At 68.8% G+C, this 11,363-nt stretch carries 12 protein-coding genes; 5 read left to right on the top strand and 7 right to left on the bottom strand.

Annotated features, from left to right (window positions below; genetic code table 11):
- The first annotated feature begins 13 nt into the window (after positions 1 to 13).
- The gene (locus tag ACFVHY_RS10840; RefSeq protein WP_390271644.1) at positions 14 to 250 is read left to right on the top strand and encodes a PspC domain-containing protein; all 237 of its coding nucleotides are present in this window, start codon (positions 14 to 16) and stop codon (positions 248 to 250) included.
- A gap of 15 nt (positions 251 to 265) precedes the next feature.
- Here ACFVHY_RS10840 and ACFVHY_RS10835 read toward each other — a convergent pair whose 3' ends face one another.
- The 3 genes from ACFVHY_RS10835 to ACFVHY_RS10825 form a co-directional block, all read right to left on the bottom strand.
- Positions 266 to 1,300, bottom strand: a complete 1,035-nt coding sequence (locus ACFVHY_RS10835; RefSeq protein ID WP_058252148.1) for a 6-phosphofructokinase — start codon at positions 1,298 to 1,300, stop codon at positions 266 to 268.
- 89 nt (positions 1,301 to 1,389) lie between these two features.
- On the bottom strand, positions 1,390 to 2,040 hold the full coding sequence (locus ACFVHY_RS10830; RefSeq protein WP_065632692.1) for a response regulator transcription factor: 651 nt from the start codon (positions 2,038 to 2,040) through the stop codon (positions 1,390 to 1,392).
- A gap of 9 nt (positions 2,041 to 2,049) precedes the next feature.
- Positions 2,050 to 3,342 carry a sensor histidine kinase gene (locus ACFVHY_RS10825; protein ID WP_390271642.1) on the bottom strand — a complete coding sequence of 431 codons (1,293 nt, stop codon included), beginning with the start codon at positions 3,340 to 3,342 and terminating at the stop codon, positions 2,050 to 2,052.
- A 165-nt stretch (positions 3,343 to 3,507) separates the two neighbouring features.
- On the opposite strand from ACFVHY_RS10825, the gene ACFVHY_RS10820 reads away from it, so the two are divergent.
- Together ACFVHY_RS10820 and ACFVHY_RS10815 are read left to right on the top strand one after the other, a co-directional pair.
- Positions 3,508 to 4,209: a hypothetical protein gene (locus ACFVHY_RS10820; RefSeq protein ID WP_390271640.1), complete on the top strand. Its 702-nt coding sequence runs from the start codon at positions 3,508 to 3,510 to the stop codon at positions 4,207 to 4,209.
- Positions 4,206 to 5,453: an alpha/beta-hydrolase family protein gene (locus ACFVHY_RS10815; protein ID WP_390271638.1), complete on the top strand. Its 1,248-nt coding sequence runs from the start codon at positions 4,206 to 4,208 to the stop codon at positions 5,451 to 5,453. Before ACFVHY_RS10820 ends, ACFVHY_RS10815 begins: the two co-directional genes overlap by 4 nt.
- A 46-nt stretch (positions 5,454 to 5,499) precedes the next feature.
- On the opposite strand, the gene gatA is transcribed toward ACFVHY_RS10815, so the two are convergent.
- Entirely contained in the window at positions 5,500 to 7,005 is a 1,506-nt protein-coding gene (gene gatA / locus ACFVHY_RS10810; RefSeq protein WP_137809006.1) for an Asp-tRNA(Asn)/Glu-tRNA(Gln) amidotransferase subunit GatA, read from the bottom strand.
- Positions 7,002 to 7,313: an Asp-tRNA(Asn)/Glu-tRNA(Gln) amidotransferase subunit GatC gene (gene gatC, locus ACFVHY_RS10805; protein WP_065632687.1), complete on the bottom strand. Its 312-nt coding sequence runs from the start codon at positions 7,311 to 7,313 to the stop codon at positions 7,002 to 7,004. The genes gatA and gatC overlap by 4 nt, the downstream gene beginning before the upstream one ends.
- A 179-nt stretch (positions 7,314 to 7,492) precedes the next feature.
- Here gatC and ACFVHY_RS10800 point away from each other — a divergent pair, with 179 nt between their 5' ends.
- Both ACFVHY_RS10800 and ACFVHY_RS10795 read left to right on the top strand, forming a co-directional pair.
- Positions 7,493 to 8,161 carry an amino acid-binding protein gene (locus ACFVHY_RS10800; RefSeq protein ID WP_065632686.1) on the top strand — a complete coding sequence of 223 codons (669 nt, stop codon included), beginning with the start codon at positions 7,493 to 7,495 and terminating at the stop codon, positions 8,159 to 8,161.
- A gap of 34 nt (positions 8,162 to 8,195) precedes the next feature.
- Entirely contained in the window at positions 8,196 to 8,711 is a 516-nt protein-coding gene (locus ACFVHY_RS10795; RefSeq protein ID WP_390271635.1) for an O-acetyl-ADP-ribose deacetylase, read from the top strand.
- A gap of 7 nt (positions 8,712 to 8,718) precedes the next feature.
- Here the strand turns inward: ACFVHY_RS10795 and ligA are convergent, their stop codons facing one another.
- Complete coding sequence (ligA, locus tag ACFVHY_RS10790) at positions 8,719 to 10,809, bottom strand: NAD-dependent DNA ligase LigA (RefSeq protein WP_390271633.1); 2,091 nt, start codon at positions 10,807 to 10,809, stop codon at positions 8,719 to 8,721.
- 137 nt (positions 10,810 to 10,946) lie between these two features.
- Positions 10,947 to 11,333, bottom strand: coding sequence for an MmcQ/YjbR family DNA-binding protein (locus tag ACFVHY_RS10785; protein WP_165629817.1), 387 nt, complete (start codon positions 11,331 to 11,333; stop codon positions 10,947 to 10,949).
- Positions 11,334 to 11,363: the final 30 nt, after the last annotated feature.

The following is an 11,363-nucleotide window of genomic DNA, read 5'->3' as shown; positions in this document are numbered from 1 at the left end:
ACAGGAGGACGAGATGACCACCCCGCAACCTGCCGGCACCGGCCCCCGCCTGATGCGCTCGCGCACGAACTCGTGGCTGGGCGGCGTCTGCGGCGGCATCGCCCGGCGCTGGGGGTGGGATCCGACGCTCATCCGCGTCCTGTTCGTTCTGTCGATCCTCTTTCCCGGCCCCCAGGTGCTGATCTACCTGGCGCTCTGGATCATCATCCCTCGCGAACCGGTTGCGTCGGCGGTGTCGCCCGTCGTCTGACGCGCGGCCGCGATCTCACCCGAAGATGACCCGGATCTCCTTGTACTGATCCAACGGCACCGTCTTCAGTTCACCGAGTGCCTCGTCGAAGGTGATCCGGGCGATGTCGGTGCCGTGAAGCGCGACCATCTGCCCCCAGCCCTTCTCGGCGACGAGGTCGGCGGTCGCCATCCCCATGCGGGTCGCGAGCACCCGGTCGTAGGCCGACGGCACGCCACCGCGCTGGATGTGGCCGAGGATGGTGGCCCGGGTCTCGATCCCGGTCCGCTCCTCGATGAGCGGGGCGAGCACCTCGGCCACACCACCGAGTCGGGGGCGGTTGAAACCGTCGAGGCCTTTGGTGGAGTACGCCTCCTTCATCTCCGGGAGCTTGAATCCCTCGGCGACGACGACCATCGGCGAACGCCCGCGCGACTTGACGCTGGTGACCCAGGCACAGATCTGGTCGAGACTCTCGGGGTTCTCCGGGATCAGGATGACGTGGGCGCCGCCCGCGATCCCGGAGTGCAGGGCGATCCAGCCCGCGTGGCGACCCATGACCTCGAGGACCATGCACCGTTTGTGCGAGTTGCCGGTGGTGCGGAGGCGGTCGATGGCCTCGGTCGCGATCTCCACCGCGGTGTTGAACCCGAAGGTGTAGTCGGTGGCGGCGATGTCGTTGTCGATGGTCTTGGGAACCCCGACGATGTTGATGCCGTCGTCGAACAGCCGCTTCGACGCCGCCGCCGTGCCCTCGCCGCCGATCGCGATCACGCCGTCGATCTCGAGGTTCTTCAGCACCTTCTTGATGTTCTCGGGACCGCCGTCGGGTTCGGAGTAGGGACCGAACCGGCTCGTGCCGAGAATGGTGCCGCCCTGGTTCGACAGGCCGCGGACCGTCGACCGGTTCAATTCGACGATGTCGCCGTAGACCAGTCCGGCCCAGCCGTCCCGGAAGCCGACGAACTCGTGGCCGTACACGGTCTCACCCTTGAGCACTGCGCCGCGAATGACCGCGTTCAGTCCGGGGCAGTCTCCCCCGGACGTCAGAATGCCGAACCTCTTGGCCACTGGTGAGACCACCCTCCCTGTCGTCATCGGTCAACCTGCCCGAGCAACCCCAATCTAGTGCCCCGGCGAGCCCGGCGCTGGTCGCGAAATCACTTGATGCCGTTCTCGTAGGCGAACACGACGGCCTGCGCCCGATCCCGGAGCCGGAGTTTGTTCAGGAGACTGCTCACATGGGTCTTCACCGTCTGCTCGGTCACGAACAGGTCCGCGCCGATCTCGGCGTTGGACTTGCCGTCGGCCACCAGGTCGAGCACCTCGCGCTCCCGCGGGGTGAGCGTGTCGAGCTTCTGATCCCGCGCCGGCCGCCGGCGCCTGGCGGTGACCTCGGTGATCAGCCGCCGTGTGATCGACGGTGCCAGCAACGCCTCACCCGCGGCCACGACGCGGACCGCTCGCACCAGCTCATCGGCGGGCGCATCCTTCAGCAAGAATCCCGATGCCCCTATGCGCAGCGCCTCGTACACGTAGTCGTCGATGTCGAAGGTCGTCAGCATCAACACGCGCGTGGGTGGTTCGGCAGACGACGCGAGTATCTGCTCCGCGGCCCACAGTCCGTCCTTGCGCGGCATCCGCACATCCATCAGCACGACATCGGGACGCACCCGACGACACACCTCGACGGCCTCGACCCCGTCGGCGGCATCGCCAAGGACCGAGAGGTCGGGTTGCGCGGCGAGCAGCGCCGAAAAGCCCTGACGCACCATGGCCTGGTCATCTGCGATGACTACGGTGATCGGCACGCCGTCACGCTACCGTCGTCGTGACGACGGCTCACCGGAACCCGTGGAGGTCACGATCGGCTCGGGCACGACGACGTCCCGGCGCGGCGTCGCCGGGATGCGAGCGCGTACCGCGAACCCGCCGGTCGATGTGGGGGCGGCGACCAGCGAACCACCCACCGCCTGAGCGCGATCGATCATCCCGGGGATACCCACTCCGCTCCCGCCGATCTGCAATGGTCCAGCGGTCGCGGCCGTGTTGACCACGGCGACGTCGACGAGATCGCCCTCCCCGTGCGTCACCTCGACGTCCACGCGCCCGCCGGGGGCATGCCGGGTGGCATTGGCCAGCGACTCCTGCACGATCCGATAGATCACCAGCGCGGCCGATTCACCGACCTCGTCGGCGTCGATGGCCAGGTCCAGCACGACCTCGGCACCCGCGCGGCGTGTCTCGGTGACCAGCGAATCGAGTTCGGCCAGGCCGGGATTGGGTGCCGCCGAAGCATCCGCACCCTCGACGCGCAGGACCCCGAGCAACTGTCGGACCTCGTCGAGGGACGTACGTGCCGCCTCGGCGATGGCGTCGAATTCCGCTGCGGCAGAAGGGCTCACATCCGGCAGGCGATATCTGGCGGTCTGTGACATCACCACCACCATCGACATCCGGTGAGCGACCACATCGTGCAGGTCCCGGGCGATGCGCGCGCGCTCCTGGAGTACGGCCGCCTCGGCTTCGGCGGCCTCGGTCTGCTCGGTGCGCACCGCCAACTGCCGTCGCGAAGCCATCAGTCCGCGCAGCAACGCGACCAGGACCGCGAGCACCGAGATCCCGAAGACCCACCCGACGCGCGCGGTCGGTTGCACGGCGAAGGCGATGACGATCGACGTCGAGACCCAGACCACCGGAATCCATCGCAGCGGGCACTTGAGGAAGGCCATGAACGTGAGGACCAGCAGTTCGATCAGGTGGGTGACCTGGATCGTCAGCTCCCACCCGCCCCGGGTCGGGACGACGATGCCGATGAGTTGGGCAGAGACCACCGAGATCGCCCACCCCTGCAACGGGGCCGACCACGCGAGGGCGATCGGCAGGGCCGCGAAGGCAGCGACCACGGGTAGCACGAACACCGGCATCGAGTGGGTGATCGGCAGCGTTGGCCAGGCGACCGAGTACATGACCAGCGCCACGAACAGGAAGAACCAGTTGAGGCGCGACGAGAAGTAGTGGCGCACCGCGGGGTCCTGGGCCACCGGGGCGGTCGAGGCCCATTCGAGTGAGGACGCCCCCACCGCGCGGAGCTTCTTGCGGTATCCGAACATGCCCTCACCCTAGGCTCGCCGACCGCTCGAAGACCTCATACTTCCGAGGGAGACGACCCGATACCGTCGTAGCGTTTCGGCGCCGACGAACCGGCCTGGGGACGACCGCGGCCGGTCCCGCGGAGCGATGTGCCGGCCGGATCCGGACTCATAGCGTCGATGCTCATGACCGGATCAGAGAACATCCGAGAGCTTCCGTCGGACAACGACTTACACCAGCACCGCGATCTCTCCGCAACCACTCGCCGACGACGGTCGCGGTGGTGGGCGGCGATGCTCACCCTGGCCGTACTCGTCACCGGCCAGTGGATCTCGACCGCACACGCCGTCGCAGGCCCGCTCCTCGCAGCACCGAGCCCGGCGGTGACGGCGCCGGCGGCCGATGCGACCAATCCCTACGCGGCCGTGGTCGTCGCCCTCGTGGGACCGCACCCGGCCACCGCACTGGCGTCCCTTCCGCCGTCCTTCGTCGTGGCGCAGGGGTACTCCCCGCGGATCGTCGACGGATACCCGATCGACCCGGATGGGGACTGCTCGTCGCCGGTTCCGTTGCCACCGCACTTCACCCCGCTGTGCCGCACCCACGATCTCGGCTACGACCTGTTGCGGGCGGCGCAGCGAAACGGCAAACCGCTCGGCGCCTGGGCCCGGATCGCGCTGGACCGCATGCTGATCGACCGGATGTACGCCTCCTGCCGGACAGCTGCCTGCACGACTGCCACGCATGGCGCTCGGATCGGGTTGGCGTGGAACACGTGGCGGCAGTACGGCGGTCCCCCGGCCCGGGGCGAGTCGTTGTCGGCCTTGGTCCACACGACCGTCGAGCGCGCCCTGGTCGATCCCGACGAGCGCGAGGTGCGGCGATGACGAAGTACCGAGACGCCCGTTGGCTGCGTGACGGCCCGTTCCGATCGTGGCCGCATCCCGCGATCAGTGTCGCGGTGACCCTCGGTTACCTCATGGCGGTCTATCCGGGCACTCTGCCCCGGGACGCGACGACGACCGCGATCGTGACAGCGGCATTCGGCGCGCTGGGTGCGATCATCGGGATGATCGTCGCCCGGCGCAGCCGGCGACAGCCGGACGACCAGGCACGGCGCGTCGTGTTCGGCTCCTGCCTGGTGATCCTCGGATGCGCGGTCGGCGTGGCGGTCTGGTGGCAGAACCTCATCCGTGCGGCGGTCGACGTCGCACCCGTCGGGCCCGGATGGGTGGCGGCGGCCACGATCCCGCCCGCCGTCCTCGTCCTGGCGATCGTCGCCGTCCCGCGCAGCTGCGCTCTGCTCGCGGCCGGCGCAGTTGCACTCACGGCGGGACTGCTGGCACCCGCCGACGCCGGCGCCGACGAACAGCCGGTGCCGGCGTCGTCGACGACGGTGGCGACGCATTCGGACGTCCTGGCCCGCGGGGAGCTGAGCACCGATGGATTCGACCGCGCCGCTGCACAACTCGTGCGGACGTGGACGCGTTCGGGCGGACTGTCGACGCGGGCGGTCGTGGTCGCGGTGCCGACCGGATCGGGATGGATCGACCCGGCAGCGGTCGACGGTTTCGAGAGCCGGTTCGCCGGCGACATCCGGGTTCTCGCACTCCCCTACGACGACGTGCCGTCGTGGCAGGCCTTCGTGTCCGACCGCTCCCGATCGGCGGACTCGGCGATCGCGGTGGTGTCGGCTCTGACAACCGTTCTCGACGGTGTTCCCGACCGCGAACGTCCGCGGGTGATCCTCTACGGGCAGAGTCTCGGTGCCGTGGGCGCCGACGCCGCCCGGGTATGGCTGGAGAACGAGCGCCCCGCTCTGCTCGACGAGACCGTGCTGGTCGCGCCGCCCGCGGGTACCGTCGCCCCGGATTCCCGCACCTCGCGAACGGTTCTCGCCAATTGCAGCGACCCCGTCGTGCGCTGGTCACCCGCCGGACTGTGGTGGCCGCACCGTGCGACTGAGGACACCGACATCCGCGGTCCGCGGGTCCCGTCGGCGCCGTGGCTACCCGTGGTCAGCTTCGTACAGACGAGCATCGACCTTCTCGGCGCACTCGACGGTGCGGCCGGGGTCGGCCACCGGTACGGGTCGGAACAGTCCGGACCGCCGCAGCCGATGCGGAACTGACTACCCCGCGGCGGCGTGCACCGAGGACGGCACGCCGCCCGGGTCGTCAGACGATCGGCCCCCGAGCCGCTTCGTACGACGCGCCCACGCGGTACAGCCGGTCGTCGGCCAGGGCGGGCGCCATGATCTGCAGCCCGACGGGCATGCCGTCGTCGACCGACAGTCCCGACGGCACCGACATCGATCCGATGCCGGCGAGGTTCACCGGCAGCGTGCACAGGTCGAACAGGTACATCGCGAGCGGGTCGTCGACCTTCTCCCCGATCGGGAACGCGGTGGTCGGCGTCGTCGGCGAGATGAGCACATCGACCTTCTCGAAGGCGGTGGCGAAGTCACGCGCGATCAGGGTGCGCACCTTCTGTGCCTGACCGTAGTAGGCGTCGTAGTAGCCCGAGGACAACGCGTAGGTCCCGATCATGATGCGGCGCTTGACCTCTGGACCGAATCCCTGCTCCCGGGACAGAGCCATGACCTCATCGGCCGAATGCGAACCGTCGTCGCCGACCCGCAGTCCGTAGCGCATCGCGTCGAACCGCGCGAGGTTCGACGACACCTCCGACGGGAGGATCAGGTAGTAGGCGCCCAGCGCGTAGGTGAAGTGCGGACAGCTGACCTCGACCACCTCGGCGCCGCGCTCCTCGAGGAGCTTGACGGCCTGGTGGAAGGAGTCGAGCACGCCGGACTGGTAGCCCTCGCCCTGCAGTTCGGTGACGACACCGATCCGGACGCCGGCGAGATCCCGCTCGGCCCCTTCGCGGGCCGCCGAGACTACGTCGGGCACCGGCACATCGATCGAGGTCGAGTCCCGCGGGTCGTGCCCGGCGATGATCTCGTGCAGCATCGCGGTGTCGAGGACGGTACGGCCACACGGGCCGCCCTGGTCGAGCGACGAGGCGCACGCCACGAGCCCGTAGCGCGAGACCGTGCCGTAGGTGGGCTTGACGCCGACCGTCGCGGTGACCGCGGCCGGCTGGCGGATCGAGCCGCCGGTGTCGGTACCGATCGCCAGCGGGGCCTGGTACGAGGCCAGCGCGGCGGCGCTGCCACCCCCCGAACCACCCGGGATCTTGCTGGGATCCCAGGGGTTCCGGGTGAGCTGGTAGGCGGAGTTCTCGGTCGAGCTGCCCATCGCGAACTCGTCCATGTTGGTCTTGCCCAGGATCGGGATGCCCGCGGCGCGCAGGCGTGCGGTGACCGTGGCGTCGTAGGGCGGAACCCAACCCTCGAGAATCTTGGAGCCGCACGTGGTGGGTGCGTCGGTGGTGGTGAAGACGTCCTTGAGGGCGATCGGTACACCCGCGAGGGCCGACGGGGCGTCCCCGGCGGCGATCGCGTCGTCGGCGGCCTTCGCGGCGACCAGCGCTTCGGCGCCACTGACGTGGAGGAACGCGCCGAGTTGGTCGTCGATCTCCGCGATACGGTCGAGGTGGGCCTGGGTGACCTCCACCGAGCTGACCTCGCGGGCACCGATCCGGGTGGCGAGTTCGGCGGCGGACAACCCGGTCAGATCACCGTCGGGACGCGGCGCGGCGGCGCTGGAATCGGGACTCACTGCTCTTCTCCCAGGATCTGCGGAACCGCGAAACGGTCCTGCTCGACGGCCGGTGCACCGGACAGCGCGGCGTCGGTCGTCAGCCCCGGGACGACGACATCGGGGCGCAGCACATTCGCCAGTTCGGCCGGGTGGGCCGTGCCGGGCACGTCGTCGGCGGCCACTTCCGACACCGACGCGACGTGGGTCAGGATCGAGTCCAGCTGCTCGGCGTAGACATCGAGTTCGTCCTCGCTCAACGCCAGGCGCGACAGACGCGCCAGATGCGCGACTTCGTTGCGCGATATGGACTTCGGTTCGCCAGCCACCGCAGCGTCCTTCCTTCCATCACTGTTCGTTCGGGTCTCGTCGTCCCCGCCGTGTCGTCGACCGATGTCGTGTCGGCGTCTGGGCGACGTCTCCAGACTATGGGAACCCGCGACGACCGCTTCCCCCAGCCACCGGTTGGCAGCCGTGCACTGCGCGCCGCCCGCGCGTGGGTGCGAGAATGTCGCACGTGTCCTACCTGTTGCGGGTCTATCTCGAAGACCGGCCGGGCAGCCTCGGCGTGCTCGCCGTGCAGCTCGGCTCGGTCGGCGCAGACATCCTGTCCCTCGAGGTCGTCGAGCGCGGCAACGGTTACGCCGTGGACGACCTCGTCGTCGAGGTGGCGCCCGGGGCGCTGCCCGACAGCCTGATCACCGCCGCCGAGAAGGTCAACGGCGTCCGTGTCGATTCGATCCGCCCCTACTCGGGCGTGCTGGACACCCATCGTGAACTCGAGTTGGTCGATCAGGTGGCCACTGCCGGACGTGACCGGTTGCAGATCCTGGTGGACAACGCGCCCCGCGTCCTGCGCGTCTCCTGGGCGATGGTGGTCACACCCGCCAGCGGCGGCGTGCTGCAGCTGTTCGGCTCGTCCGGCGCCCCGGAGACCCCGCTGACCAGGGCGGACTGGCTACCGCTCGAGAGAGCCGTCGAGCTGGACGCCGACGGCGACTGGGTGCCCGGTGCCTGGCAGGACATGGACACCCGTCTCGCGGCGGCTCCCCTGGGCTCGGAGTCGAAGGCGATCCTGCTCGGACGCATCGGCGGACCGGACTTCCGGCCGTCGGAGGTCGCCCGACTCGGTTATCTCGCCGGGATCGTCAGTACCGTGCTGCGCGCCGAGAGTTAGCCACCGCCGGTCGATCCGGAGGCATCATGGTCTGATGACGTCCATCACGTTGATACAGGGCGACATCACGACACAGTCGGTCGATGCGATCGTGAATGCCGCGAACTCCACACTGCTGGGCGGCGGCGGTGTCGACGGCGCGATCCACCGGCGGGGCGGCCCGGCGATCCTCGCCGAGTGCAAGAAGCTGCGGGCGGGCACCTACGAACGTGGACTACCCGTCGGCGAGGCCGTGGCCACCACCGCGGGAGACCTCGACGCACGTTGGGTCATCCACACGGTCGGACCGGTGCACTCCTACGACGAGGACCGTTCATCCCTGCTCGTCTCCTGCTACCGCGAGTCACTGCGCCTCGCAACCGAACTCGGTGCCACCACCATCGCCTTCCCGGCGATCTCGACCGGCGTGTACGGCTGGCCGATGGACGACGGCGCCCGCAAGGCGGTCGACACGGTGCGTGCCACTCTGCCGGAGACCTCGATCGAGGAGGTCCGTTTCGTCCTTTTCGACCAGCGTGCCTACCGCGCGTTCGAGTCCGCTCTGGGCTGATCGACGGTCACTCGGGGCTGCCGGTCTCCAGCAACTTCTTGAACGCGTCCTCGTCGAGCACCGGCACGCCGAGCTGTTCGGCCTTGTCGGCCTTGGTGCCCGGCGAATCCCCCACCACCACGTAGTCGGTCTTCTTCGACACCGAACCAGACGCCTTGCCGCCGCGCTGGAGGATCGCCTCCTTGGCCCCGTCGCGGGAGAAGTCCACCAGCGAACCCGTCACGACGATCGTCTTGCCCTCGAGGGTCCGCGGGATCGACTCGTCGCGCTCGTCCTCCATGGAAACACCTGCGGCGCGCCACTTCTCGACGATGTCTCGATGCCAGTCGACGGTGAACCAGTCGTGGATCGACTGGGCTCGTGTCATTCCGAGACCTTGGACGCCGGCGAGCCGCTCGACGTCCGCAGTTTCGATGGCTTCCAGCGAGCCGAACTCGGTGGCCAGCGCGCGCGCGACGGTGGGTCCCACGTGGCGGATCGACAGACCAACAAGTACTCGCCACAGCGCGGCGTCCTTGGCCTTCTTGAGATTGCCAAGGAGGCGTTCACCGTTGGCCGACAAAGCCCCCGATCTGTTAGTGAACAGATCGGTGCGGGCAAGGTCCTCGGCCGTCAGGGAGAACAGATCCCTCTCATTGCTGAGCACCCCACTCGAGAGCAACGCGAATGCCCCCTCTTCCCCGAGCGCCTCAATGTCGAATGCAGTACGCCCCGCCAGATGGAAAAGCCTCTCACGCAACTGAGCCGGACAATACTCATGGTTCGGACAGCGGAGGTCGGCATCACTCTCCTTCTCCGGCCGCAACGGCGTCTCGCAGGCCGGGCATTGCTTGGGCATCTCGAACTCGACCTCGGTGCCGTCACGCAGATCGGCAACGGGCCCGAGAACCTCGGGGATCACTTCGCCGGCCTTGCGGATGGTGACCGTGTCACCGATCCGGACGTCCTTGCGCTTGACCTCCGAAGCGTTGTGCAGGGTGGCACGGGACACCGTCGAACCGGCGACTAGCACCGGTCCAAGGACGGCGAAGGGCGTGACACGGCCGGTGCGTCCGACGTTTACCTTGATACCGATCAGCTTGGTGGTGGCCTCCTCGGGCGGGTACTTGTAGGCGATCGCCCACCGCGGCGCCCGCGAGGTGGAACCGAGGCGACGCTGCACGGTGACGTCGTCGACCTTGACCACGATGCCGTCGATCTCGTGCTCGACGTCGTGGCGGTGCTCGCCCCAGTAGGCGATCTTGTCGATGATCTCGTCGGCGCCGGACACCTTGGTGGTGTGGGTCGACACCGGCAGACCCCAGGCCCCGAGCGCCAGGTAGGCGTCGTGCAACGACTCCGGTCGCCAGCCCTCCGTGTGCCCGATCCCGTGACAGATCATCCGCAGCTTGCGACGGGCCGTGACCTGCGGATTCTTCTGCCGCAGCGAGCCGGCGGCCGAGTTGCGCGGATTCGCGAACGGCGGCTTGCCCTCCGCCACGAGCGAGGCGTTGAGCGCCTCGAAGTCCTCCACCCGGAAGAAGACCTCGCCACGGACCTCGAGGACCTCGGGAATCGGGTACTCCGCGGACTCGGTCAGGCGCATCGGGATGTCGTCGATGGTGCGCGCGTTCAGTGAGACGTCCTCCCCGGTGCGTCCGTCGCCACGGGTGACACCTCGCTCGAGAACCCCGTTCCGGTAGACCAGCGCCAGGGCCACGCCGTCGATCTTGAGCTCGCAGAGGAAGTCGGCCCGGGCGCCGGCGTCGGCGACCACGCGGTCGACCCACGCGCGCATCTCGTCGTGGTCGAAGACGTTGTCCAGCGACATCATTCGCTCGAGGTGGTCCACCGGGGAGAACGCCGTGGAGAAGCCGCCCCCGACGAGCTTGGTGGGTGAGTCGGCGGCCGCGAGTTCGGGGTGCGCGTCCTCGAGCGCCTGCAGGCGTCGGAGGAGCAGATCGAACTCGCCGTCGGTGATGACCGGCGCGTCCTTCACGTAGTAGCGGAACTGGTGCTCGCGGATCTCCTCGGCGAGCGCGGTCCACTCCTCACGCAGGTCCGCCTCCGGCCCCGACTGCTCGGTGACCGGCTGACCCGACTCCGTTGTATCTGCCACGTTCCGAGGGTATCGGAGTGGTGGGACAGACCCAGCTCGTCAACCGATGCCTCGTTCGCGCGGTACTGCTTCCCTCCCGCTGATGTGATCCGATCAGCGGGACGGAGACGGGGCCGCGGGAGTTTCCGCGCCGACCATCACAACGGACCGAGCTTGGCCACCGACCGCTTCGGTGCGATCTGGCGGTAACTCGTGTCGAGGAGTTCGGCGACCTCGTCCCAGTCGGTCCCGTCGTCGAGGATCAGCCCCACCCAGCCGGCCGGGCCGAGGTAGGCGGGCAGGAAGAACCGCGGATCGTCCAGCAGCGCGGGCCGCTCGGAGTCGTCGGCGAGGACCAGGATCGATTGATCGTGACGCACCTTGCTGCCCTTGACGCCACCGCCGTAGTTGCCGAACATCTTGCCGCAGCGGAAGGTCGGGCGACCGTGCGCGACGACCTCGGTCGCGTCGGGCAGCGCGAGCGCGATCTCCCGTATGCGGCCCAGATAGGGATCCGCGTCGTCGAACATGATCGGGTGCGGCATACCGACGAGAATAGGTCCGCGACGCCGGGC

Source organism: Gordonia sp. NPDC127522, assembly GCF_042672305.1.
GTDB classification, from domain to species: domain Bacteria; phylum Actinomycetota; class Actinomycetes; order Mycobacteriales; family Mycobacteriaceae; genus Gordonia; species Gordonia hongkongensis.
Note: the sequence above shows the minus strand (reverse complement) of the source record. Positions and strands in the feature narration are given on the sequence as shown.